The following is a 23,582-nucleotide window of genomic DNA, read 5'->3' as shown; positions in this document are numbered from 1 at the left end:
AACTTATGTTAAGGAGAGATTTGTAATGCGAAATTTTAATACTTCTTTCCAACTTCATCATCATACGTAACGCCGTGTATCCGAAGAAAAATTTTTCTTCGTGGGTACAGGGCTTTTCCTGTTGACCCACGAAGCGTTCATAAAGCTATGTGGGTATTTTTATACCTGCATAGCTTTTTTTAATTTAAAAAAGGAGTGATTACAATGGAAATGAAAAATGTAAAAGGCACGAAAGACTATTTACCAGAGGAGCAAGTGCTGCGAAATAAAATTAAAAGGGCTTGTGAAGATACGTTTGAACGATACGGATGCAAACCGTTAGAGACACCAACGTTAAATATGTATGAGCTTATGTCTTACAAGTACGGCGGTGGCGATGAAATATTAAAAGAAATATATACGCTAAAGGATCAAGGAAAACGCGACCTTGCCTTACGATACGATTTAACCATTCCATTCGCAAAAGTCGTGGCGATGAATCCGAATATTCGCCTCCCTTTTAAACGTTATGAAATTGGGAAAGTATTTCGAGATGGGCCAATTAAACAAGGGAGATTCCGTGAATTTATACAATGCGACGTTGATATAGTCGGTGTAGAATCCGTCATGGCAGAAGCTGATCTTATGAGCATGGCGTTTGAACTATTCCGAACGTTAAACTTAGAAGTAACGATTCAATATAATAACCGAAAATTATTAAACGGTATTCTCGAGTCCATTAACATCCCTACTGAACTAACGAGTGACGTCATTTTATCATTAGACAAAATCGAAAAGATTGGGATTGATGGTGTACGAAAAGATGTATTAGAGCGCGGAATTTCTGAAGAAATGGCTGATACAATATGTAATACTGTATTATCTTGTCTAAAGCTTACAATTGCTGACTTTAAAGAAGCTTTCAATAACCAACTCGTTGCCGATGGCGTAAACGAATTACAACAATTACAGCAATATTTAATCGCTCTCGGAATAAATGAAAATACGATATTCAATCCGTTTTTAGCAAGAGGACTCACAATGTATACAGGGACTGTATATGAAATCTTCCTAAAAGATGGCTCAATTACATCTAGCATAGGTAGTGGCGGCCGTTACGATAACATTATCGGAGCATTCCGTGGTGATAATATGAACTATCCAACAGTCGGTATTTCATTCGGTTTAGACGTTATTTATACAGCACTATCGCAGAAAGAAACAATCTCATCTACAGCGGATCTATTTATCATCCCACTCGGGACAGAATTACAATGCTTACAAATTGCCCAGCAATTACGTTCTACCACTTCCTTAAAAGTTGAACTTGAACTAGCAGGACGCAAATTAAAACGTGCCCTTAATTATGCCAATAAAGAGAATATCCCTTATGTGCTTATCATTGGTGAAGACGAACTTAGTACAGAAACCGTTATGCTGCGAAATATGAAGGAAGGTAGTGAGGTGAAGGTCTCCCTTTCTTCTTTAAGTAGTTATTTATAATACGAACCACCCTCGTTTGGGTGGTTTTTCTATTTTATAGAACAAGAAACAATTAGTTAACATAAAAAGATTATATTCAACTAAAAACCACAAGTATTTAATATCCAATCACCTATTATTTTTGGTAATATACAGATATGGATTGTTTTAGGAGGGTTCACTTTGAAAACTTACATACAAGCACTAAAGTGGATCACAGGAATCTATCATCTTTTATTAATTCCTTGTTATTATTTATTTCCAAGTCTTGTTAACCTAGATGGATTACCTTTACTACTATTGATTGCTTTACATATCACTACTATTTTATTAGCTAAAAAAGCAGGGATGAATACGTACGCTCATTATATAGGTATTATCGTTACTCTAGTTGCCTTCTTTCCTTATATAGAAATCCTTCTACATATTATAGCAGCCATTTTTCTTTTATTAGATGCTGTTTCTATGAATGCAAAAGAAGTGTATGATTCATAGATGGATAAAATGAAACTTTAATCCATAGAGTTTTGAGATAGGTCGGCAAAAAGGATTTACTTTTTAAGTAAACCTTTTTTTCATTTTTAATTACTTTCCTTACTCAAGACTAATAAAAGAATATTCTGTTTAATTTTTATAAATTTCTAAATATTTATAATACATTCGAATTAACATACATTTTAGTTATGTAAAAAATCTAAGTTTTAAGGAGATGAATCCATGCTTAAAAAGTTGGTAGCAGGTGCATTATTAACTGTTTCGTCGTTAACTGGAGGAATGGGATTAGTATCAGCTAGTACCGAAAAAGATTATACGATTTCCTCTTTCGAATATGTAACTGTAGATGAAAAGACTGTTGATTCGTTTAACAAATTGAGTGCTCCATTAAATGAAGACGTAAAAATAACGTTAGTTCTACCGAAACAAAATCAAAATGGTGACTGGTTATCTTATGGATTTTCGAGCAAAGAAAGTTTAGAGGCTTTTATTGAAAAAGATAAACAAAGGTTGAATAATTCAATCACTCCCCTTGGTGTTGGAGGAAGCGGACCTGGTAGTACAGACTTCTATAAACGCACAAATCAAGGTAGCGAGTATTTTTCTCTAAGTAGCGGTTATAAAAACTTGTCTGCTAGTTGGCAAAATCAAATTGTTTCTGTACGTACAGCATCCCCTACCGCTAGCTATTCAACAACACTATGGGAACGTACTTCAACTGAAGGATATGGAAAAGGTGTTGTTTTTAAACATGCTGATTGGTATGGTCAAATTGCAAACTTAAATAACTTTCCAACTTCAGCAGTTGAAGTTAAAAAGTAAAAATATAGAAATAAAAGGTGTTTTCACGTATGGAAACACCTTTTATTTCTACAACTATTTCACATATCTCATCTATACCAATTTCAACTCTTAATTATTATCTTTCTTATTCCTACTCTCCAAAACCTTCTCCATATTATGAGTTGCCCACTCCATCATTAATAAAATCATTGGACGTAGTGATTCACCAAGCTCAGTTAATGAATATTCTACTTTTGGCGGCACTTCACGGTATACTTCGCGATGTATGATGCCATCTGCTTCAAGTTCTCTCAGCTGCAGTGTTAACATTCTTTGTGTGATATTTGGTTTTAATCTTTTTAATTCATTAAACCGCTTTGTACCATCTAATAAATGATACAAAATTACCCCTTTCCATTTCCCTCCAATCACCTCAACCATAGCTTCAACTGGACAAGAATATTTATTTAAAAATGGGTAATTTATATTATTTTCGTTTGGACAATCCATAATAAATCCCTTCCCTTAACATTAGTATCTTTTTTGATACTATACCACATAAATGTGCGTACTTGTATCTATGTTACTTTAAAAATATAATTTACTTACAAAAATAAATTCATGAAAAGAGGAACTTTTATGACAAATACAAAAGAAATTACAAAAGAAAAAATTATGGAGGCTTTTCATTTCAGACATGCATGTAAAGAATTCGATCCTATGCACAAAATTTCAGAAGAGGATTTCAAATTCATTTTAGAAACAGGCAGATTATCTCCTTCTTCTTTTGGATATGAACCTTGGAAATTTATTGTCGTACAAAATAAAGAATTAAGAGAAAAACTACAACCGTATTCATGGGGCGCTGGTGGGCAACTTGCAACAGCTAGTCATTTTGTTATTGTTCTTTCAAGAAACATTAAAGATATGCATTATGATGCAGAGTATATTAAATATATGATGAACGATATTATTGGATTGCCTGAAGACACTCAAAAAATTAGATATGAATTCTTCAAAAAGTTCCAGGAAACAGATTTTAACTTATTACAATCCGATCGTGCTGTATTTGATTGGGCATCTAAACAAACTTATATTGCTTTAGGTAATATGATGACGAGTGCAGCTCAAATCGGTATTGATTCTTGTCCAATAGAAGGATTTGATAAAGAGGAAGTAGATTCTTTACTTCGTCAAGAAGGCATTATACAAGGCGATAATCTTGAAGTATCAGTTATGGTTGCCTTTGGTTACCGTAAAGAAGAGCCAAAGCGTGATAAAACAAGACAGACTATGGATACAATTGTTGAATGGATTAAGTAATATAGCACAGACAAATAATGCTCCTAATAGCTGTATACTCATACTAAAGAAGAATCAATTGTTTTCTTACGTATGAATTTGGTTTTTCATGGAAAGATATGTTAGTATGTATACAGTTTGAGTGCTCTATTTTTAGAGTCGAACAGGAGGAGAATGAATATGTCTGATATTGAAGTTGGCGAAGTGTTTACACTTAGTGATGAGAATAATGAGGATCAGGAAGTAGAAGTACTTGGAGCAATGGATGTCGAAGGTGCAGAATATATTGCAGTTGCCTTTGTTGAAGATATCCAAACAGAAACTGAGGAAGACATTGATATTTTCTTTTTAAAAGTAGAAGAAGATAATGAGTTTTCATACATTGAAAATGATGAAGAGTTTGATAAAGTATCTGCTGCTTTTGATAAGATTTTAGATGAACAAGAACAAGAGTAAACACGAGGGGGGATGCATATCCACCCTCTTTTTTTTACTCATCACTCATTCAGTGATTTATGCAGTAACTCCAGTACATCTTTCATCGCAAAAGGTCCATCTTTTTTAACATGCTCCGCAAATTCTGAAACGAGACGTAATGTTCTCACACTTTCGATTGGATGTTCTCCTGATGCACTTTCAGCTGAAAGCATAACTGCATTCGTCCCGTCCAGTACAGCTTGAAACACATCAGTCACCTCTGCCCTTGTTGGAATAGAATGATCTACCATAGATTGAAGCATTTGTGTTGCTGTAATGACATATGTATTCGTTCGATTACATTCCTGAATCATCATTTTCTGTAAAAGCGGAATGAATTGATACGGTAACTCTACTCCTAAATCGCCCCTTGCAATCATAATTCCATCTGCTTCTTTACATATATCTTGAAAATTCTCGATTGCTTCCATCGTTTCTATTTTTGCAATTAAATTAGGTGACGTTTCTTTATACTGTTGTATAAAATCTCGTATTTCTTTTATATGACTAGGTTTTCTTACGAAAGAACATGCGATAAAATCAACATTCTCCTCTAAAAGAAACTGAATATCTTTTTTATCTTTCTCTGTAATAGCTGGTAAACGAACAGCCACATCTGGTAAATTAACTCCTTTATGAGATGAGATATTGCCACCTGTTTTTACCTTCGTTTCTATTTTGTCCGTACTTATCTTTCCAACAATTAATTCAACTTCTCCATCATTAATTAAAATTCTACTGCCTACTTTCACATCATTCGCAATTCCTTCATAATCAACACTCGCTTCTGTATTACTCCCTGTAACTGGTTGTGTATGTAAAATAAAAGAATCTCCTGCCTGAAGTGTAATTTGCCCTCCCTTCACTTCACCTAATCTTATTTTAGGTCCTTGTACATCACCCAAAAATTTAATAGAGTCATCTAATGATTTCACTAAACGAATGATGTCTTTATGACTTTCATGCGTGCCATGCGATAAATTCAGTCGAACAATTTTCATACCATTCTTTATTAACTGTGCTAATGTTTCTTTATTATTACTTGCGGGTCCAATTGTACAAATTCGATCGATTGTCATTTTTGTCACCATCCTTTTTTTAATAAGTTTCCCATATGAACTTAAAAATAATAGAGATTCTGACATGAATAGATTTAAATTTACATGAATTTCATAAAATTAAACCTGTATCCCTTGCTGGCTAAGCATTAGAAGATATATTCGCTTTTTTTGCAAATGAAGACATGTTGAATCGAAAGTAAAAGAAAAGTTAAGTATGGGATAAACCATTGAGAGTTTCGAAATTTTCATATATTGTATGAATTGAGTTCGAACTCAAAAATTTAAAAAGGTGGGAAAATTAGTGAATATGAAAAAATCTTTATCGGTGACAACTTTAGGGTTAGCGGTTTTAGGTTTTGGTTTTACTAATAACGCAAGTGCTTCAGAGGTCAATACTGTAGACAGGCAGCCCGTTTTAGTTGACTTTGATACAATTCAATCAACAAAAACATCTAGTGTTCCTAGTTTGACTGTTGCAGCTGCACCTAAGAATGACTCTAACATTAGCGTATATACTCCCTTTTTTGGTAACCCATATGCAGTTGCTAAATCGAAATCAACTACGACCGAAGACTATGTTTATGCAAAAGCAAGAACTTTCAATGGCGATGGCTCATTAGTAAATACGAAAAGTAATAGTGCAAAAAAATCATCCTTTGTCAGTGCTACAGCGACCAACACAAGCGTTTATTATGGAGATGATTACGCTATCGGTAATCATACCTATAAATTAAGTGGTTATAATGATGTGAATCACGAAACAAAAGCCTTCTGGTAAGAAAGAGAAAAAAGATATGCATCTTGCATATCTTTTTTCTCTAATACTTTACATATATTGAGGTGCTATTTATGAAACAAATATATATTATTATCGGTGTTTTACTCATTTCATTACTTACAATTTATATTTTGTTCAATACTTCAATCATACAACCTCATCCACCTTCTAAAGAAAATAAGAGAGGGCAACAAACCAATACTATTTCTTACGGATTGAAGGATAATCAAGGCCAACATATTAACAACGGTAGTACAATTACTAGTGAGGATAATAAAATTAATGTATCATTATCATTCGTACATACTATTAACGAAAACCGAAAATATGGATTAATTGTTCTAGAAGATTACGAACAAAAACCTTTTAAAATAGAAGATACTACTAATGAAATATCACACTATTTTTTTGATATGAAGCCAAACAGTTCAATGACTACGAAAATCTCTTTACACACTTCTCCTAATGCAAGTGAATTAACCTTTTTAATAATTAAAAAACCTGAATACAAATTAAAAGATAATAACTTAAATAAAGCAGCCATTTTAGAAGATATTCTAAGTATGCGATACTCAATGCGTCTTCCTCAGAAAGAAAGCGAAAAAATAAAACTCTCCCATATAGATCCAGATGCTATTTTAAAAGATGGTCTTTACGAACCATTATTTGTTACGAACCGTGAAGAGAACTTACAAACTGTCTTCTTTGAAAAGGAAGGCAAGCAATTAACCCTATCAAACGGTAATGAAACGAATGATGAAATGACTTACGCAATCGTGGCTTTTAAAGATTGGAAACAAGTTGAAATATTTAACAATAGAAAAGTCGTTTATACTAAAGTTGCACCTGAAACGAGGCAAATCTTTAATTTCATATTGCCTTCAGTGGATCAGGAAAGTAATTTTCAACTCGTCGCTTTTCCATTTCCTTATAAAGTTAGCGAAGAAGATTATATCAGTCAACAAGCATTTAGTTCCTTTCGCATCGTAATTGAAAATGAAAATAAATAAGTTATACTGTGCACAGTATAACAACCAAAAAAGCCTACTGACACGAGTAGGCTTTTGAAACTACGAAAGTTTCGTCAATAACTGATTTAAATCTTTTTTCGTTTTCGTCGTTAAAGATTTCATTTTATTAATATCGATTTTTTCTTTCTCCGCTCCTACAATTAACGGATACATACTTTGACCGATTGTTTTAGAATCCGTCGGATGTGATGCCTCTAGCTCTTTTTCAATTACATCCCACTTTTCATTAATTTGTTTGCCAAGCTTATTCACTGTTTCCAATTTCGGATTAGCAGCTAACTGCTTGTCCAAGCTATCAATTAATGCTACAACTTCTTTAACATTCGTTTTCACAGCAACACTTTTCTTCGGATCTTTCGTTGTCTTTCCGTTATTGTTTGTACTTGTGCTTTGATCTGTTGTTTTCCCACTAGTCGTTTGATCATTCGTTTTTCCTGTCGTCTCTTTTTCTTTTGTTTTTACATTCTCGTTTTGAGTTGACGTTTTGCCATTACTTTCTGTTCCTGATGATTCTTTCGTATTTTTTGCATCCTTATCTGTTTTTTCATTTGAAGAAGTATTTGTTTCTTTTTCAGTATCTTTCGTTGTTTTTGACGCTTCATCTGCACTTGTCGTTTTTGCTTCTCCATCATTTTGCGCAGTTACTTGCTCTTTCTTTTCCGTTTCTTTATCTGCTGAAGGACTACAAGCTGCCATAGTAAGCATTGTACCAATTGTTATCGATGCGATAGCGACCTTTTTCATTTTCATATAAATCCCCCTATGTTTTACATAATTTATCCTCCCCTTTACGATTCGATTCCCCCTTAAAAAATCCCTTTTCATACGAATTATCATCTTTCCGACAGTAATCTTCATAATAATACGTACAAAAACTGATAAACTCATTTTAATATTCGAGTTTCTTCTACTTCATTTTTCTACTCGCAAGTAAAAGAAAAAGAGTATATTGTCACATTAAGAATTACTATCTTCATATGACGATATACTCTTCTATCAAATTTTTATCTTTCTTGACATTTTATTTATACAAAAAAATAAAATTTTCTTTCGTTTTTTGTTTCTCAACATTTGTTAACATAATATTTTTATGAATAACCACCATTCGAGTGAATGACTTGCCCAGTAACCCATTTCGCTTCTTCACTTACTAAAAAAGAAATTAAGCGCGCAGCATCCACCGGTTCTCCTACTTTACCTTGCGGGAACTTCCATACTAAATGATGCTTCAGCTCCTCTGTAATCCATCCTGTATTCGTCGGTCCTGGATCTACAGCATTCACTGTAATCCCCTTCTCCATCGCAACTGGTGCTACTGACTTTGTAAATGCTTCAATTGCCCCTTTCGTTGCTGCATATGCTAGTTCATCTGGCATTGGACCTACTGACTGTCCTGAAGTAAGATTAATAATACTCCCGCCCGTTTTAAGTGAATAATGTTTTATAAACAATGAACTTAATAGCATAGTAGCCCGAACATTAACTGTATAATGTTTATCCAACTGCTCTACATCTAATTCCTCAATTCTCGTATGAGTAGAATATACTGCATTATTAACTAGAATAGATGGATCACCTAACCGTTCTGATACCATATAAAACAAACGATTTGGCGAATAAGACTGCGATAAATTGATTTCTGCCATTTCACATCGTACATCGTAACTTTCAATTTCCTTTTTCAGCAAAAAGGGTTCTTGATCACTCATTCCCCATGGCATCGCTTTATCATACTTTGGCCAGTACGTGAAAAAAATGTCTATCCCCTTTTGAGCAAGCACCTTGCATACAGCTGCACCAATTCCATTCAGACGAGTTGCCCCTGTTACAATTGCTATTTTCTTCACCTTTTTCTCCTCCATCTATACACAGATCCTCTGCATGAATACAGAGGATCTATCTTCTTATTGAATATTTGACAGTATACGTTCAGCACCTAATTTTAACATTTTAATAAAGATATAATTTACAATCGTAAACATTACAAATAAAACGATAAACATAACCCACAGTCCGACATGAAGGAAGAAGTATAATACACTTACTCCCCCCACAATAATTAAAGCTATTAAAATATTAGCTGAAAAATTCCATAAAGTTGTATATCGACTTTTAAATAATTTCTGCTCTGTATCCCAATGAATATCTGCAGTTTGTGCGTCCCAGCGTGTTCCGATTAAATTAATTAACAGTAACCCGTTCGCACTTAGTAAAAACCACAGTATCATGAAGACTGGAGAAATCCCAGCTACAACTGCCATCGTAATACCGAATACTGCTAAAATGATTACATTAATTAACCAAGCAGTGATTGCTTTCGCAAAAAAGATATCCGAAGCCTTTACTGGTAAATAACGATGCACAAAGACCAACACCAATTGCAAATCCTGTTGTCTTTGGATTGTTAATATACTCTGTAATAAACTTTAAGTTTCCATCTTGCACAAATAAAATAAAGAACAACATAATTGGCATAACGAAAGTTTGTACAATGCAATTTAAGAAAAATTGTGGTGTACGGAATAACGTTTTAAATTCTTTTTTCACATACGCTTTTAAATGCGAACTTTGTACTGTTGATTTCTGTAAACCTTCCGCCGAAATAACTTGTTTCTTTGCTGTACTCGTTGAAAGTCCAATAACCCCTTTTAAATATGTACGCTCTGCTATGTAATAAAACAACACAAAGAAGACAAATGAAATAACTGCAAAGATTATTACATATAAAGGTCCCTTCCAATTTGCATTTTCTACTAATGCCACTGCTCCAAAATATGTAGTTGGAAAATAATTTGTCATTTGTACTAAAAGAGAGGATTGATTATTCGCAAGATAACTCGCAATTGCATCTTCAGAAAACGCACTTTTATTTTTCCACTGCATAAATACGTTAATTCCTACAATAAATAGTATACTTACGATTCCGATAAATATATTGCCTCGATCTTTATTTTTCGCTATATTTGTATATCTCATGATTACTGTCATAAGTAACGAAGCTAATACTAACGGCACAATCGGGAAGAGTAAGTAAATCAAAATCATGTATATGTAATATGTAATAAATGCGCCACTTTTTAACCCGTACGTAATAAAGATTGGTAATAAAATGAATGAACTCATTACGTATTGTGTAATTAATACTGTTAAAAATTTTGCCGAAATAATTTGCGCTGGTTTTAATGGTAATGGTAGTAACATTTCAATGTCATTACTGTAATAAAATACAGTTAAAATGTTCGTAATACTCATTAAAAATACCCATATACTCGCAATCGCAAGTCCCATTGCGATAATCATTCCTGGGTCTTGCCCTAATTGTTTCGTTCCCTCATACATTGCGTGCGTTATAGAACCAAACATTAAAAAGCCAACAAATAAAATAGCTGCAAATGAAAATACATACGCCCATCGCTTCTTCTTATCTGTTATGAAATCTGCATAATTTAATTTCAATAATACTTTCGTTAACGTCCAAATTTTACTCATTGCCCGTCATCTCCAAGAACATTTTTTCAAGTGATTCATTGGATTTAAAATGATCTCTCATTTCATTTAAATTTCCTTTAAACTGCAAATTCCCCTTATTAATAATCGCAACGCGGTCACATATTTTTTCTGCTACTTCTAGTACGTGTGTAGAGAAAAATACAATCTTTCCTTTATCCGCATGTTCTCTCATCATTTCTTTTAAAATATATGCAGATTTCGGATCAAGCCCTGTTAACGGTTCATCTAAAATCCATACATCTGGCTCATGCACGAGCACACCAATAATAACGATTTTTTGTCTCATACCGTGCGAATAACTTTGAATTTGATCAGATAATGCATTATAAAGATCAAACTTCTTCGCTAAAGACTCTATTCGTTCTTGTCTTACTTCTTTCGGCACTTCATACATATCAGCCATAAAGTTTAAATATTCAATTCCTTTTAAACGTAAAAACATATCTGGGCTATCCGGCACATAACCAAACGTCTTCTTCGCTTCCATCGGCTCTTCCATAATATTTTTTCCGTTAATCGTAATAGTCCCTTTGTCCACCCCGTGAATGCCAGTAATCATCTTAATTGTCGTGGATTTACCCGCACCATTCGGTCCTAAAAATCCAAAGATTTCGCCGCTAGGTACAGATAAACTTAAATCTTTTACTGCATAGGTAGACCCATTATAACTTTTTGACACATTCGTAATTTCAATCATTCCATCCAATCCTTTCCTTAATTACCAAATAACTATATTGATATTATAGCATACTTCTATTTTAAGATTTTTACATTTTTCAGTTTATTTAACCTTTAAAATAAATATACACCCCTAATCCAACAACTAAAACGACAGCTAGTATAATATAAATCATTGTTAATCGTTTAATATTCCCCTTTGTCGCTTTGCTATAATTTGCATCACCATTCCGCCCAATTAACACCGTCGCAATGACAGTAATCACTACAAGTAATACAACGATCATGATCCAAGTTAGCATTTCTTCCTCCCCCTCCTTACAACCATTTTACAATATTATCCTCTTTATTTCGCAGCATATTTCCTCTTTTTACTATTATTATGAAGCAAACTGGAAAACTATTATTACCATTCCTATCCAATTGTGATATATTTGTAACATAACGTGACTTATTTCTAACAACGTAAGGAGGACCTATCATGAAAACAACTTGGATAAAATATTTAGGATTTCTCGGTTTCTTCGGTTTCCTCGGATTTTTTTATGAAAAAGGATTGTTTACTATGTTCTGTTTCTTCTCCTTTTTCACATCGTATAGAACAGTTCAACACGATGAACTGTTTGAACAAATTGTCAATAAATCGTGCCGCAATCATTATGTTTATTGAAATGTTATTTCCAAACCCGGCGCTACAAGAAATTGATATCGCTCTTATTTTCGGCACACTCATTCTTACGTTCGGTTTTTCTATGTTCTTTTATGATAAACCTGTTGATGAAATGGAAGATGCACCATGGCGTTCGTAACGAGGATAAAAGAATACCGCGCCAAATTGAACATGACACAAGAAGATTTAGCGAAGCAAGTTGGTGTACGCCGTGAAACAATTAGCCACCTTGAAAAAGGTAAGTATAATCCTTCCTTACAGCTTGCTCACGATATAGCGAAGGCATTACATAGTACGATTGATGAGATTTTTATTTTTGAGGATAAATAAAAAATACCGTCATTCTTTCCAAGAAGAATGACGGTATTTCTCATCGATTATCCATATAAAACCGCATGAAATACGCCTAATAGTAAGTATTGATCCTCCATGTAATCTCCATCATATGCATTCATCTCGATGTAATACATATCTTCCTCAAGACGAATATTCCAATCTGCGATTAAATAGCCTTTTCGTAATAATTTTCCCATTCCAAATGAAGTTTTATGAACAACATATTCTTCTGCCTTATATGTAAAGGTAAATATAAAGTTTGCATCCAATAACTTTCCGTCACATACAAGTATTTCATGCTCTGCATCATTATTATCGATGTACGTTACTAAAATCTTTCTTTGGCGCTGCCTACTTACATCCTTTGCAATGACGCGAATATTGTCCTTACTATCCTTTATTTCATAAATGATATTACTACCAATTTTCGGAATGAAGTCCAGCACTCTCATCAACGTATTTTTATAATAACCCCGTACTACGCCTACTTGCTCACTTCCATTATAAAACTCTATCGGCGTCGTATCTGCTTTGCTATCACACGGTCGTTTGTAAGAGAGCTGCATCATTCGCTCTCCTCTTAAGTACTGATCAAACGTCACAGGATATTCTATCACGCGCAGTTCCTTATTTAACTCATATAAATAGCGTTGAACGCTCTCTACTAATGTTGTAGTCGAGATACTCTCCTGAAGTTCAAATTCTTGCCAGCTGGAAGAAACATTCCATTGGTTATGATCCTCTTCATAGAAGAAGCCAAGAATTACCTCTTCACGGTCAGCCGTTTCATATTTCATAGGCACGTTTTGCCCGTGTTGAACTTGTTCCATCCACTGACCTAAATAAATGCCCAGCTCTGCAACCTTCATACATGATTTTTGAAAAAATACTCTGTCACCCATACAAATTGTTAAATCCCCTTCGATAAAACCATTTGTATAAGCAACATACCGTGGCTCATCCTTCTGCGGGAGATTCTTGTCTAACTCAAATAAAAACGTTAACATCCTTTATTCACCTCTAGTTGTTACACTAATCATACATGACATCGCATCACGCTAGGAAACTATTTATATACGCATATTTAATTCACGCATTATAACACGTGAATGACCTTGTATAGTAGCTCTATTTTTTTGTTCTATATCTTAGTATATGAATTTATATGAGCGATTTTTCAAATATATCTATCGCAACTTACAATATATCAACGATTTTTCAAATATATCTATCACAACTTACAATATATCAACGATTTTTTCAATATATCTATCACAACTTACAATATATCAACGATTTTTTCAATATATCGATTTTTCGACAAATATCAGCATGATTAAAATGAAGCTACCTTTTCTTCCGCCACTTCTACAATTTCTAAAATTTGTAGCAGACTCTCCACTTCATAAGTCGGGTTAACATCTGTCCCGTTTTCTTTCAAACTCGGATTATACCAACACGTATCAATGCCGTAATCTTCTCCGCCTTTCATATCAGAAGTTAGCGAATCTCCGACCATTAGTACACTTGATTTATCCGTAATTCCAAATTTCTCAAATGCATAATCAAAAATCTCACGTGCTGGCTTTTGATGACCAACTTCTTCAGAAATAATAATATGATCAAAGAAATTACTTAAAGGCGAATTTCCGATTCTTGATTGTTGCACCTTCGTATATCCATTTGTAATAATACCTAGCTTGCAATCTTGTAGATTTTCACATAATTGTACTGCGCCTTCTATAAGATGTACTTCTTTCCCTAAATTTTCAAGATATACATCACTAAATTGCTGTGCATCTACGTCTATATTATGAAGTGCAAATAATTGTCTAAATCGATCTACTGCTAATTCACTTAGCGTAATCATTTTATTTTCTAAATCTCTCCATAATCCATTACTAATCTCTTTATAGCTTGCAAGATAATCATTATACCCTGTAGGCATATCAAACTGTACAAACGCATTATGTAATGCGTGTCTTTCCGTTTTTGGGAAATCTAATAATGTATCATCTACGTCGAATAATATAACTTTGTATTTCATGATGTTCTCCTCAATTCCTATTTTAAAAGCTTCGTTCTCATTGCTTATAAATTTTTATATATTTCGTGATGAAGCGCTTTAACCCGCTCTTTATAGAATACACCTTTATCTTTTATTTTCAAATGTGCTATAAATAAGTTTGCTAGCATGACCGCTGTATCTAGTCTATAAAATAAACTAACAATATGAGGAGTAACATTAAAGATACTATCATTCTTATATCCATCTTTAAATTCATCCCAACTAACCTCATTTGTTTCAGCTATTCTCATAAGCTCCAGCAATGGATGACCAATTAAAGCGTTATCCCAATCAACTATTGCTTTAACTTCTCCATTATACCCAATTAAATTGGCTGGTCGAATGTCCATATGTAATAAACATTTTACATGATCTGCTGTACTAAGAATATATTCAATTGTTTTTGTATCCGGAAGATTAATTTTACAGTTTGTGATTGTATTAAACCCTTCTATCCGTTTCACAATTCGTTCTGCTATATACTTACTAATGGGCTCTCTAATATTTTGTTTGTAATACAAACCATCAATTGGCATACTATGAAGCTTGCTCACTAACTCCCCTATTTTGCATGCGGAAATTGGCATATGATCAGCATACACACAATCCGAAATTAAAAAGTCAAGTTCGGTTGAAAGATGCAATCCGTGTATCCTTGGTACTGGAATACCTTTTGAATGACAATACTTAGACAGCTCCGCTTCCTTTTGCAACGAAATCCGACTGTTAAATAAGTCTTCATTTATATTTTCCACTTCCCTTTCCCACGGTACTCGAAATGCTAAAGACCCCTTTTCTGAATCTCCTTGAAAAACAATATTTTGCACTCCCGTTCCAATCACCTTTAAATCTTGAATAGCTAGTTCCTTATACTCTTGACTTAGTATTGTTGCCAGCCTTTCTCTTAACCCCTCTGCTTTTACACGTGTATAAATCATTTTATCCCCCGATTCTTAAGTTCTTTTCATCCATTTTCTCCTCGGTGCACAACATCCTCATTAACAAAATTATAGCAACAATAGTAAAAGGAGGCTAATCCGCTCAGCCTCCTTTTACTTATTAGTCTTCTAGTAATAACTCTTTCATTTCCTCTAACGACTCTTTCGTAAAGCCAAGAGCCCTTTCAGCGTATGCTTCAACTGATCCGTATTGCTTTTGAATTTCACCAATCGCAGCTTGTAAATATTCAGCACGTGCTTCAAACATTGCACCTAATATCGCTCTGCTCTCATCGTTTTGTAATTTCGCACCTAAAAAGGCCATCATTTTTTCATTTAACTTTTCACGGAATCCGTTACTTAATAAGTAATCTTCCATTACTGTTTTTTCCGGTACACCTAGTAAAAGTAATAATAATGCTGATCCAAATCCAGTACGGTCTTTCCCAGCTGTACAATGGTTTACTAACGGTAAGTTTTCCGGGTTTTGCGCTAAGTTTAAGAAGCTCACGAATGCCTCGTTACCACTTACGAAATCTTGATTCATTTTCACAAGATACTCACCTGGTTTTCCTAACATAGAAAGGTCACCAACTTGGAAAAACTCATTTATATTTAAGTCTTTCGCTAAGTCTTGCATAACTGGTAAGCACACTTGACGAGCACCTGTAATCTCAGGATTTGGCTTATGCTTTACCTCAAAGTCTGTACGATAGTCACAAATTAACTTTAAACCAGACTTTTGTAAATAGTCGATATCCCACTCTGTTAGTCCTGCTAATTCTTCAGAACGGTATAATTTGCCCCATTTCACTTTACGTCCATCTGTCGTTTCATATCCACCCATATCACGGAAGTTAAACGCACCTTGTAATGGCAATCTACGCTCAGCTACTGTCACTGCTTGTCCATTACTTCCTACTAGTCTAAAATATGGACGTTCATTTTCACTCGGGTTTTCAATTGTATATGATAATCCTCCATTTACAGTTGCAAGTAGTTCTCCATTTTCTTCAATATGATCTGGTGAAGTACTCCAATAAATACGAACTTCTTCTATATTATTTTCCCACTTTATTTGTAACGTATTATCTTCAATTCTTTCTACAGTTGCTTGTAGCCAATTTCTTTGCTGCTCCATTCTTTCACCAACGCTTTCTCTTATAGTCAAATCTTACTCTATTTTATTATACAAATATCTACTTTGTCGTTCTCATTTTTCTTTTTATCTTACAAACAGGCGAAAAGTTCTTTTACTTGTTCAAAATTTGTACACGGGTTCCCACTAGATGTGTCCCAGGGTATATCTTAAAACTCCCTCACATACCGCTCAGTACAACTCAGCAACTGACATCCGTTCTTTTCAAAAACATCCTTCATCCACTCATTTTGTATATTTGTCTCACCAATATAATAAGATGCACCTATTTCCTTTAAGACAAACATCGCACCTGCAAATAGTGCAGCTTCATATCCCTTGTTACGTATATTTGGAGTAACTGCGAAGTACATAAGTTTCCCTTCTTCTAACGTACCTCTTTCAATATGCGGGATTACAATTCCTATCGGCTCTTCATCGACACTCGCTGTTAAGCAATGTTCTTTCCATTGCTCACCAATTTCTTGTAGCATCATATGCACAAATTGATCATGAGCGACTGGTTCTCCCGTCGCTTCATTCCACAGTGAATAAAAAGCCTCTTCCCCTACTTCTTCAATTAACTTAAAATCAACTTCACTTTCTGCATCTTCTACTTCGTATATATCTTTAAATACAATCATGTTTTCAGTAATATATTCAAATGAATACGTTTCAAAACATTTTTTATACACATCATAATTTGGACTTTTTGAAGAGATTTCAAAATGTAGTTTTTCTAATCCATCTTTTTGAGCTTCAGCAACGCAATATTGCAACATCTCTTCTAATTGCTCTTCTGTAAAAACCTCTGCATTATTTTCTTTTATCATAATAGAAGAAGCACTTCTTCTTATTTTAAAATGTTTTTCTAACTGTTCTATCGTCGTCATATTCTTCCCTCATCTATATCATACTCGAATTTCTAATCGTTCTCCTTGCATGAGCAGGATTGTCCTTGAATATATAGAATACTAGAAAAGATCGCATCTTTAAAGTGCGGAGGAGGTTCTCCATTGGATATTACAGCATTGCAACAACAGTTAGAGCTTATACAACAAAATGACTATACGCAACTGCAACATATAGACGTAAATGAGTTAACTTTGAACATGCTTCAGTATATCGGAACGACTGATAGCTACGTTCGTTACCAACTTATATATAAATGTTTTGCGCATTTCATTCATCATGAATTCCTTATGGACGATCAGCTGAAATTACTTCTGCAAACTTGTTTAAGTGATGAGTATTTATATTGTGACATTTACTCCCCACATACAGATGGGGTTTTCACACGTTCTTACACTGTTTCGTTAATTGCGTTAATACTCCAATTCGCTAATTCGCACTACTTTTGTACAGAGGAGGATATCGAAGAAATAAAAAATAAACTCATTACATACACAAACTTAGAAACGGATTTTCGGGGCTATATCGAAAATAAAGGATGGGCTCATTGTCTTGCTCACATATCTGATGCTTTTACCGAAATTGTTCATAATACGTATACGACCTTTGAGTGGTACGAAGAATTAATTCATTGTTTATTAAATAAAATCTTTATTCCATCTGACCTTTTTCATAATAACGAAGATGAACGCATTGTTACTCCATTACTAGCAATGCTGTATCATGATTTTCCTCAAAACGAGTTAATTTCTATTATTCATAAAAAAATAAAAAGGCTTCCTCAAATTAGAAAACGCCTTTCGCTTAATGAGTATTGTATTTTATGTGCCAACATTAAAACCTTTTTACGCACATTATTTTTCAGAACGAAAGATGATCATAACTTAGCCTTTACAGCACGTAAAACAGAAAGAATGTTAAAAGAACTTCCTAATTACTATTAAAAACAAGGAGTCAAAACATGGGTTATATTGAAGACATGAGAAATTTAGTAGGAAATCATCCACTTATTTTAATAGGTTCGCACGCCATTATAGTAAATGAAAAAGGTGAAGTATTACTGCAGCTCCGTACAGACTTTAACCGCTGGAGCATTATTGGCGGCGCTTTAGAATATAACGAAACATTAGAAGACGCTTTAAAGCGAGAAGTATATGAAGAAACTGGACTTATTATTAAAAATCCAGAACTATTCCGTACATACTCAGGGCCAGATTTCTTTCAAATCTATCCAAATGGCGATCAAGTACACGGTGTACTCGTTGTTTATATTTGCCGAGAATTTTATGGGGAGCTTGTATGTGATAAAACTGAGTCAAAAGAATTACGTTTCTTTCCGCTTGATGAGTTACCTAGTACTCTTCATCCAGTCATTGAGAAGATTCTTCGCGATTTTCATCACTCCAATAAAAAATAGAAATCAAACAACCTCATTTCCCGTCATTACAACGTGAAATGAGGTTGTTATCGTTCACCGTAAATCCCTATTTTCCCAAAATGATATTAACGCTCTCTTTTTACAACTTTATATCCCTTTATAAAAAGGATAGTTATATAAGAAACAATAAATGAAAGAATAGTATACATGCCCACCCAAAAGAAAAATGCTGGATCGTGCACTGTAACATTTAACATAAGAAAAATAAGAAATGTTACTATTGGCATCACATAAAATGTACCTACTTTATATGCTCCAGCTATTGAAACAATACAAACAAGCAATGGATATATACAGAAAATAAAAATGATTTCACTCAACATTATGTCCCCCTTTCTGCAGAAATAATAGGTTTCTCGTACACATTTTGGAGAACAGCAAAATTTTACTTTTTATCAATTATTAGTAAATATAATGTTAGATTGTTATCTCAATCTGATTTCCTTCAGGATCACTTACTACACTTTCATAATAACCATCCCCTGTAGTACGCGGCCCGTTTAACACTGAGTATCCTGCTTCTCTTAATGTATTAGTTAATTCGTTCACTTTTTCTTTACTATCTACTGAAAAAGCAATATGCGCATATCCTATTGTTTGTGTTTGTACTTTCTCGTCTATCCCTACCTGCTTCATAAGTTCTAGACGCGCACCGCCTTCAAAAGTTATGAAATAAGATTCAAACTGCTTTTTCGGATTGTGATATAAGCTATTTTCTTCACCACCGAAGTACTGTTTATAAAAATCACGCATTCTTTCTAAATCATTCACCCAAATTGCTACATGTTCAATTTTCATAATCGACACCTTTTCTTTTATGTTATTCAACTGGCAATTGGATGCTTCATTGCCAGTACATTTAATTTTCTTTATTTGTTCTCGTAATCATAAGATCAAGTCCAAGGCTTTTTAACCCATATAAATAATCTTCTTTCCAGTTGCTCACTGTTATTTTCGGAATATGTTCTGCCGGAATGTACTGCGGACAACTTTTTACAATCTGATCTATTACAATTTGGTTCACTTCATCATCACAGAAGATGAATCCATGAGGGTTAATAATAGCTATACATGTAGCTATTAAACGAGTAATAGCATCTATATTATATTCCTCTGGATTATTCGAATCTTCACTTCTCAAAGCTTGCAAGAAATTTTTATTATCGTACTGCGGGACGAAAGATATCTCTCCTGAGAAAAATGTGCTTCCGCGTACGACATCTCCATTTACCATAATCCCCGCACCTGGGCCATTTTGACCTGAATACAAATATACAAGAGAGGAATTTTCATTGTTTCCAGTATTTTTATGATAGCCGAGTACTGCAGCATTCATATCGTTTTCTATTACTACTGGTATAGAAAACAGTTCCTCCAAGTGACTTTTCAAATTAAAATTTTGGAACTTTTCATATCCAGGAATATAGAAAATACGCCCATTATCGACAGCACCAGGAACACCAATTGAGATTGAACTTATCTTTGGAAACGTAGCTATAAGACTTTCTATATGTTCTGTCAATACACTTAGACCCGTATCGATTAATGCACTTGAAGTACTGCCTTGTTCTTTTACTTCCCCTAAACAGTTAAAAATTGTATAGTTCGTCTCATTTTTTTCTAAAAATATCGCTAAACCTAACATATATTCTGGATTATATTCATATCGTTTTGCTCTTCTTCCACCACTTGAATCATCTAAACCGGCTAAAGTGACTTCACCGTCTTGTTTCATTTTTTCTATAAATTTACTTATCGTTGGAAAACTGATTTCTAATGTATTACTAAGTTCAACTTTCGTTGCACTACCTCGCTCTAGAAGAGCTGTACGAATGCCGCGAAGGATCGTCTCTTTAATCGATTTTTGAGTAACAAATTGTTCACTCAAATCGCTCACCACCTTAATCAACATACTTATTAAACACTTTTAATAAGTTGCGTTGACAATATATCATACATCATTTTCTAAAGCAATGAACACTCCCCCACTTAGCAAAGCTTGAAGTGGGGGTTTCTAACGTTTCGACCTAACGGACGATTAACGTCAGGGGAGTTAACACATTAGCGAGCTGTTTCACGCTTAACCCCTCTATCCCATTTGTCCATGCATTTGGGATTACTTTTCGTAAAATGTTAGCCGCAGCATTTACATCTGCATTAATTAAAGTTTTATTTGCTGAACGATATATGCCGCGCTTTATTCGTTTTCCTGAAAAAGTTGTATTTTGGTCATTTTCTCCATACGTTGGAATGAAGTCGTTATCCAGAAAACTTGCTTTCGATGTATATGATTCTTCAGTTACAACAACTTGAATGCCTACAGCATTTGCTTTGTATGTAATCATTTGAATCAGTAAATTATGCGGGATATGACAAAACGATTGGTTATTTCTTTTTCCCATATTCGTTTCTTGTTTCCAACTTTTGTTTTGACCAATAACGATTTTACAAACTTCTTCTTGAGCTAGTTTTACGATATGGTGACTAACTTTATGGAAGACGTCTTTTATTTTCAAGTAACGTTTTTGATGAAGTTTTTCTATCCTTTTAGAAGTAAAAGGTCCTTCATTCGTTTGTTTTCCATTTCTAAGAATGCTTGTAAAATGACTCTTCATTTTGTTGTAATATTGATTTATGCTTTTGATATGTTTGCCCTTAACAAGGACAGGTTTCATACCTGTGTTTGTTACGATGGTTGCAAGGTTATCAATCCCTAAATCAATACTCATATAACGAGCATTCTCTTCAATCATTTGTTGTTCAGAAGGAACATCAATTACCAATTCCACTACATATGCATTGTATTTTGGAATCACACGAACTTGTTTCAGTTTACCTTCAGTGAAACCTAGTTTCCCAATATTTAATTGCAATTTCGTCTTTGGAAACTTTAAAAATCTACCGTTTTTAATGATGCAATCTTGGTTTGTATACAGAATCTCTTTTTCAGAAGAACGAATATACTTTGGAATCCTAGGCGTTCCAGCATATTTGTTTGGATTCTTTTTATAGTCTTTTAAACTAGCAAAAAAAGATTTCCAATTTTGGAACAAACCCTTCATGATTGACTGGCTACATTGCGTAGGCAAAGCTCGATAATCATTTTGAATCATAGCCTTAAATAGTGCATCTAGAAAGTTGTAATCTACATAAGGTTTTTCAAAATTAGGTTCTGAAAACAAATTACATGTAATCTCTTTCTGTTCTTCTTTAGGCTTTAATTTCTCTTTTTCCAATTTCTTCTGATAGGCAAGAAGTTGTGTGTCATTCATCTTATCAATATTTTTATGAATATTATCCAGAACTTCTTTTTGCAAAGGCTGCAACTCTTTTTCTTGTGTTAATCCAGTGTACACCTGGCGTATATAAAAGTTTGTGGTGTTGTACATGTTCTTAGCGTTATGACAACATTCTTGAAAATAAGAATACATACGATGCCCTTTTTTAATCCAAATTTGAAGAGTTTTATAGTTTGACGGATTTTCCTTTGTCATTTTATTCACCTCCTTGTTAAGGATATTATAGCAAAACAGAACGTATGTTTCTATTGTTTTCTTGAAAATAAAATATTTCTTTCGATTCACCTCACCACCTTCACTTACGTTTAGAGGTGGGAGTCCTCTCGAAAGGCATGATAGAAACTTACAGCAAACGAGAAAACCGGCAAAACAAATACGAAAAAGAGCGTTTCAAGAAGTAAGTAATGTCTTCGTACGATTTTCCGTACTATTTTTCTTTATATGAAACATCTTTCACCTTTTCTATACGATACGACATCTGTTTATTCATGCACTCATAAAAAACGATTTCTATAAGTCTATCGTTTTAATAACTTTAGCTGGGTTTCCACCAACAACTACATTATTAGGTACATCTTTTGTCACAACTGCCCCTGAAGCAATTACAACATTATCTCCAATTGAAATACCAGGGTTAATAATAGCGCCTCCGCCAACCCAGACATTGTTACCTATCTTTACCGGTTTTCCATATTCTTTGCCAGAGTTTCGTTCCACCGGATGTAATGGATGAGTAGCAGTATAAATGTGAACACCAGGTGCAAACATACAATTATCACCGATTCGAACTTCACAAACGTCCAAAATCACACAATTGAAATTTGCGAAAAAGCTCTTTCCAACATGAATATTGTAGCCGTAATCACAACGAAAATCAGGATTAATTTGTGCTTTCCCATCAGTTGAAGAACCTAAAAGCTGATTTAATAACGTAAAACGCCTCTCATCTCCTGTCTCCATCGCCTCGTTATAAAGGCGTGTTAAACGTTTTGCCTCCACTCTATCAGCCACCAATTCTTCGTCATCCGCAATATACATTTCTCCTGCCACCATCTTTTCTTTCTCCGTTTTCATACATTCATCTCCTTTTTTATTGAATGAGATTCACTTATTAAACACGTTTAATAAGTAACCTTATATTAGCATACTTTTTCATATATGCAACTAATAAGTTCGGAAAAGAAGTGCGAACTCCTTGCTCTACGTA

26 protein-coding genes and 2 pseudogenes are annotated in these 23,582 nt (G+C 34.0%); 11 read left to right on the top strand and 17 right to left on the bottom strand.

Going from position 1 to position 23,582, the window contains the following annotated elements; genetic code table 11:
* Window positions 1-204 precede the first annotated feature (204 nt).
* The 3 genes from CQ064_RS19285 to CQ064_RS19275 all read left to right on the top strand — a co-directional run bounded on the left by CQ064_RS19285 (window position 205) and on the right by CQ064_RS19275 (window position 2,778).
* Window positions 205-1,482 carry a histidine--tRNA ligase gene (locus CQ064_RS19285; protein WP_000425313.1) on the top strand — a complete coding sequence of 426 codons (1,278 nt, stop codon included), beginning with the start codon at window positions 205-207 and terminating at the stop codon, window positions 1,480-1,482.
* Window positions 1,483-1,644: 162 nt separating this feature from the next.
* On the top strand, window positions 1,645-1,956 hold the full coding sequence (locus tag CQ064_RS19280; protein ID WP_000860701.1) for a hypothetical protein: 312 nt from the start codon (window positions 1,645-1,647) through the stop codon (window positions 1,954-1,956).
* A 222-nt stretch (window positions 1,957-2,178) separates the two neighbouring features.
* Window positions 2,179-2,778 carry a hypothetical protein gene (locus CQ064_RS19275; protein ID WP_000914424.1) on the top strand — a complete coding sequence of 200 codons (600 nt, stop codon included), beginning with the start codon at window positions 2,179-2,181 and terminating at the stop codon, window positions 2,776-2,778.
* Between the two features lie 90 nt (window positions 2,779-2,868).
* Here CQ064_RS19275 and CQ064_RS19270 read toward each other — a convergent pair whose 3' ends face one another.
* Complete coding sequence (locus CQ064_RS19270) at window positions 2,869-3,249, bottom strand: winged helix-turn-helix transcriptional regulator (protein WP_000340578.1); 381 nt, start codon at window positions 3,247-3,249, stop codon at window positions 2,869-2,871.
* A 129-nt stretch (window positions 3,250-3,378) separates the two neighbouring features.
* Here CQ064_RS19270 and CQ064_RS19265 point away from each other — a divergent pair, with 129 nt between their 5' ends.
* The gene (locus tag CQ064_RS19265; RefSeq protein WP_000185606.1) at window positions 3,379-4,062 is read left to right on the top strand and encodes an NAD(P)H-dependent oxidoreductase; all 684 of its coding nucleotides are present in this window, start codon (window positions 3,379-3,381) and stop codon (window positions 4,060-4,062) included.
* 153 nt (window positions 4,063-4,215) lie between these two features.
* The gene (locus CQ064_RS19260) at window positions 4,216-4,497 is read left to right on the top strand and encodes a DUF1292 domain-containing protein (protein WP_003271045.1); all 282 of its coding nucleotides are present in this window, start codon (window positions 4,216-4,218) and stop codon (window positions 4,495-4,497) included.
* A gap of 41 nt (window positions 4,498-4,538) precedes the next feature.
* On the opposite strand, the gene CQ064_RS19255 is transcribed toward CQ064_RS19260, so the two are convergent.
* The gene (locus CQ064_RS19255) at window positions 4,539-5,597 is read right to left on the bottom strand and encodes a pyruvate kinase (protein ID WP_000151087.1); all 1,059 of its coding nucleotides are present in this window, start codon (window positions 5,595-5,597) and stop codon (window positions 4,539-4,541) included.
* Between the two features lie 283 nt (window positions 5,598-5,880).
* Between CQ064_RS19255 and CQ064_RS19250 the strand changes: the two genes are divergently transcribed.
* Both CQ064_RS19250 and CQ064_RS19245 read left to right on the top strand, forming a co-directional pair.
* Complete coding sequence (locus CQ064_RS19250; protein ID WP_001056364.1) at window positions 5,881-6,357, top strand: hypothetical protein; 477 nt, start codon at window positions 5,881-5,883, stop codon at window positions 6,355-6,357.
* Window positions 6,358-6,428: 71 nt separating this feature from the next.
* A complete protein-coding gene (locus CQ064_RS19245) occupies window positions 6,429-7,367 on the top strand; it encodes a hypothetical protein (protein WP_000810150.1) in 939 nt (312 codons plus the stop codon).
* Between the two features lie 60 nt (window positions 7,368-7,427).
* On the opposite strand, the gene CQ064_RS19240 is transcribed toward CQ064_RS19245, so the two are convergent.
* The 5 genes and pseudogenes from CQ064_RS19240 to CQ064_RS19215 all read right to left on the bottom strand — a co-directional run bounded on the left by CQ064_RS19240 (window position 7,428) and on the right by CQ064_RS19215 (window position 11,878).
* Complete coding sequence (locus CQ064_RS19240; protein WP_000782542.1) at window positions 7,428-8,138, bottom strand: hypothetical protein; 711 nt, start codon at window positions 8,136-8,138, stop codon at window positions 7,428-7,430.
* Window positions 8,139-8,476: 338 nt separating this feature from the next.
* Window positions 8,477-9,235 carry an SDR family oxidoreductase gene (locus tag CQ064_RS19230; protein ID WP_000716965.1) on the bottom strand — a complete coding sequence of 253 codons (759 nt, stop codon included), beginning with the start codon at window positions 9,233-9,235 and terminating at the stop codon, window positions 8,477-8,479.
* 57 nt (window positions 9,236-9,292) lie between these two features.
* Window positions 9,293-10,877: pseudogene (locus CQ064_RS19225) on the bottom strand (putative ABC transporter permease subunit).
* A complete protein-coding gene (locus CQ064_RS19220; RefSeq protein WP_000570205.1) occupies window positions 10,870-11,595 on the bottom strand; it encodes an ABC transporter ATP-binding protein in 726 nt (241 codons plus the stop codon). The pseudogene CQ064_RS19225 and the gene CQ064_RS19220 overlap by 8 nt, the downstream one beginning before the upstream one ends.
* An 88-nt stretch (window positions 11,596-11,683) precedes the next feature.
* The gene (locus CQ064_RS19215; protein WP_000958863.1) at window positions 11,684-11,878 is read right to left on the bottom strand and encodes a hypothetical protein; all 195 of its coding nucleotides are present in this window, start codon (window positions 11,876-11,878) and stop codon (window positions 11,684-11,686) included.
* A 179-nt stretch (window positions 11,879-12,057) separates the two neighbouring features.
* On the opposite strand from CQ064_RS19215, the pseudogene CQ064_RS19210 reads away from it, so the two are divergent.
* Window positions 12,058-12,385 (top strand): annotated as a pseudogene (locus CQ064_RS19210) (DUF3796 domain-containing protein).
* Window positions 12,373-12,576: a helix-turn-helix transcriptional regulator gene (locus CQ064_RS19205; RefSeq protein WP_000896321.1), complete on the top strand. Its 204-nt coding sequence runs from the start codon at window positions 12,373-12,375 to the stop codon at window positions 12,574-12,576. Before CQ064_RS19210 ends, CQ064_RS19205 begins: the two are co-directional and overlap by 13 nt.
* 47 nt (window positions 12,577-12,623) lie before the next feature.
* On the opposite strand, the gene CQ064_RS19200 is transcribed toward CQ064_RS19205, so the two are convergent.
* The 5 genes from CQ064_RS19200 to CQ064_RS19175 all read right to left on the bottom strand — a co-directional run bounded on the left by CQ064_RS19200 (window position 12,624) and on the right by CQ064_RS19175 (window position 17,619).
* Window positions 12,624-13,589 carry a tubby C-terminal domain-like protein gene (locus CQ064_RS19200; RefSeq protein ID WP_000955109.1) on the bottom strand — a complete coding sequence of 322 codons (966 nt, stop codon included), beginning with the start codon at window positions 13,587-13,589 and terminating at the stop codon, window positions 12,624-12,626.
* 329 nt (window positions 13,590-13,918) lie between these two features.
* Complete coding sequence (locus tag CQ064_RS19190) at window positions 13,919-14,629, bottom strand: YjjG family noncanonical pyrimidine nucleotidase (protein WP_000875943.1); 711 nt, start codon at window positions 14,627-14,629, stop codon at window positions 13,919-13,921.
* Window positions 14,630-14,673: 44 nt separating this feature from the next.
* Entirely contained in the window at window positions 14,674-15,588 is a 915-nt protein-coding gene (locus tag CQ064_RS19185; RefSeq protein ID WP_000640703.1) for a phosphotransferase family protein, read from the bottom strand.
* A gap of 121 nt (window positions 15,589-15,709) precedes the next feature.
* The gene (locus tag CQ064_RS19180) at window positions 15,710-16,729 is read right to left on the bottom strand and encodes a tyrosine-protein phosphatase (RefSeq protein ID WP_000437806.1); all 1,020 of its coding nucleotides are present in this window, start codon (window positions 16,727-16,729) and stop codon (window positions 15,710-15,712) included.
* Window positions 16,730-16,896: 167 nt separating this feature from the next.
* Window positions 16,897-17,619: a GNAT family N-acetyltransferase gene (locus tag CQ064_RS19175; protein ID WP_000207414.1), complete on the bottom strand. Its 723-nt coding sequence runs from the start codon at window positions 17,617-17,619 to the stop codon at window positions 16,897-16,899.
* Between the two features lie 123 nt (window positions 17,620-17,742).
* Between CQ064_RS19175 and CQ064_RS19170 the strand changes: the two genes are divergently transcribed.
* Together CQ064_RS19170 and CQ064_RS19165 are read left to right on the top strand one after the other, a co-directional pair.
* Window positions 17,743-18,582 carry a DUF2785 domain-containing protein gene (locus tag CQ064_RS19170; RefSeq protein ID WP_000355450.1) on the top strand — a complete coding sequence of 280 codons (840 nt, stop codon included), beginning with the start codon at window positions 17,743-17,745 and terminating at the stop codon, window positions 18,580-18,582.
* A gap of 17 nt (window positions 18,583-18,599) precedes the next feature.
* Window positions 18,600-19,055 carry an NUDIX hydrolase gene (locus tag CQ064_RS19165; protein ID WP_000540477.1) on the top strand — a complete coding sequence of 152 codons (456 nt, stop codon included), beginning with the start codon at window positions 18,600-18,602 and terminating at the stop codon, window positions 19,053-19,055.
* Between the two features lie 86 nt (window positions 19,056-19,141).
* On the opposite strand, the gene CQ064_RS19160 is transcribed toward CQ064_RS19165, so the two are convergent.
* From CQ064_RS19160 to CQ064_RS19140, 5 genes are all read right to left on the bottom strand, one after another.
* Window positions 19,142-19,396 carry a YbeF family protein gene (locus tag CQ064_RS19160; RefSeq protein WP_001289515.1) on the bottom strand — a complete coding sequence of 85 codons (255 nt, stop codon included), beginning with the start codon at window positions 19,394-19,396 and terminating at the stop codon, window positions 19,142-19,144.
* Between the two features lie 97 nt (window positions 19,397-19,493).
* Complete coding sequence (locus CQ064_RS19155; RefSeq protein WP_000687573.1) at window positions 19,494-19,874, bottom strand: VOC family protein; 381 nt, start codon at window positions 19,872-19,874, stop codon at window positions 19,494-19,496.
* A gap of 61 nt (window positions 19,875-19,935) precedes the next feature.
* Entirely contained in the window at window positions 19,936-20,964 is a 1,029-nt protein-coding gene (locus CQ064_RS19150) for an ROK family transcriptional regulator (RefSeq protein WP_000003038.1), read from the bottom strand.
* Between the two features lie 139 nt (window positions 20,965-21,103).
* Window positions 21,104-22,570: an RNA-guided endonuclease InsQ/TnpB family protein gene (locus CQ064_RS19145; RefSeq protein WP_000159706.1), complete on the bottom strand. Its 1,467-nt coding sequence runs from the start codon at window positions 22,568-22,570 to the stop codon at window positions 21,104-21,106.
* Window positions 22,571-22,885: 315 nt separating this feature from the next.
* Window positions 22,886-23,449 carry a maltose O-acetyltransferase gene (locus CQ064_RS19140; protein WP_000845630.1) on the bottom strand — a complete coding sequence of 188 codons (564 nt, stop codon included), beginning with the start codon at window positions 23,447-23,449 and terminating at the stop codon, window positions 22,886-22,888.
* Window positions 23,450-23,582: the final 133 nt, after the last annotated feature.

It is taken from the genome of Bacillus sp. MYb78 (assembly GCF_002975115.1).
Taxonomy (GTDB): domain Bacteria; phylum Bacillota; class Bacilli; order Bacillales; family Bacillaceae_G; genus Bacillus_A; species Bacillus_A cereus.
Note: the sequence above shows the minus strand (reverse complement) of the source record. Positions and strands in the feature narration are given on the sequence as shown.

Bases quoted from the DNA above. Each gene is read 5' to 3' on its own strand.
- CQ064_RS19285 (WP_000425313.1), top strand. From the start codon at position 205: ATGGAAATGAAAAATGTAAAAGGCACGAAAGACTATTTACCAGAGGAG.
- CQ064_RS19275 (WP_000914424.1), top strand. From the start codon at position 2,179: ATGCTTAAAAAGTTGGTAGCAGGTGCATTATTAACTGTTTCGTCGTTA.
- CQ064_RS19270 (WP_000340578.1), bottom strand. From the start codon at position 3,249: ATGGATTGTCCAAACGAAAATAATATAAATTACCCATTTTTAAATAAA.
- CQ064_RS19265 (WP_000185606.1), top strand. From the start codon at position 3,379: ATGACAAATACAAAAGAAATTACAAAAGAAAAAATTATGGAGGCTTTT.
- CQ064_RS19260 (WP_003271045.1), top strand. From the start codon at position 4,216: ATGAATATGTCTGATATTGAAGTTGGCGAAGTGTTTACACTTAGTGAT.
- CQ064_RS19255 (WP_000151087.1), bottom strand. From the start codon at position 5,597: ATGACAATCGATCGAATTTGTACAATTGGACCCGCAAGTAATAATAAA.
- CQ064_RS19245 (WP_000810150.1), top strand. From the start codon at position 6,429: ATGAAACAAATATATATTATTATCGGTGTTTTACTCATTTCATTACTT.
- CQ064_RS19240 (WP_000782542.1), bottom strand. From the start codon at position 8,138: ATGAAAATGAAAAAGGTCGCTATCGCATCGATAACAATTGGTACAATG.
- CQ064_RS19220 (WP_000570205.1), bottom strand. From the start codon at position 11,595: ATGATTGAAATTACGAATGTGTCAAAAAGTTATAATGGGTCTACCTAT.
- CQ064_RS19215 (WP_000958863.1), bottom strand. From the start codon at position 11,878: ATGCTAACTTGGATCATGATCGTTGTATTACTTGTAGTGATTACTGTC.
- CQ064_RS19205 (WP_000896321.1), top strand. From the start codon at position 12,373: ATGGCGTTCGTAACGAGGATAAAAGAATACCGCGCCAAATTGAACATG.
- CQ064_RS19200 (WP_000955109.1), bottom strand. From the start codon at position 13,589: ATGTTAACGTTTTTATTTGAGTTAGACAAGAATCTCCCGCAGAAGGAT.
- CQ064_RS19190 (WP_000875943.1), bottom strand. From the start codon at position 14,629: ATGAAATACAAAGTTATATTATTCGACGTAGATGATACATTATTAGAT.
- CQ064_RS19185 (WP_000640703.1), bottom strand. From the start codon at position 15,588: ATGATTTATACACGTGTAAAAGCAGAGGGGTTAAGAGAAAGGCTGGCA.
- CQ064_RS19180 (WP_000437806.1), bottom strand. From the start codon at position 16,729: ATGGAGCAGCAAAGAAATTGGCTACAAGCAACTGTAGAAAGAATTGAA.
- CQ064_RS19175 (WP_000207414.1), bottom strand. From the start codon at position 17,619: ATGACGACGATAGAACAGTTAGAAAAACATTTTAAAATAAGAAGAAGT.
- CQ064_RS19165 (WP_000540477.1), top strand. From the start codon at position 18,600: ATGGGTTATATTGAAGACATGAGAAATTTAGTAGGAAATCATCCACTT.
- CQ064_RS19155 (WP_000687573.1), bottom strand. From the start codon at position 19,874: ATGAAAATTGAACATGTAGCAATTTGGGTGAATGATTTAGAAAGAATG.
- CQ064_RS19145 (WP_000159706.1), bottom strand. From the start codon at position 22,570: ATGACAAAGGAAAATCCGTCAAACTATAAAACTCTTCAAATTTGGATT.
- CQ064_RS19140 (WP_000845630.1), bottom strand. From the start codon at position 23,449: ATGAAAACGGAGAAAGAAAAGATGGTGGCAGGAGAAATGTATATTGCG.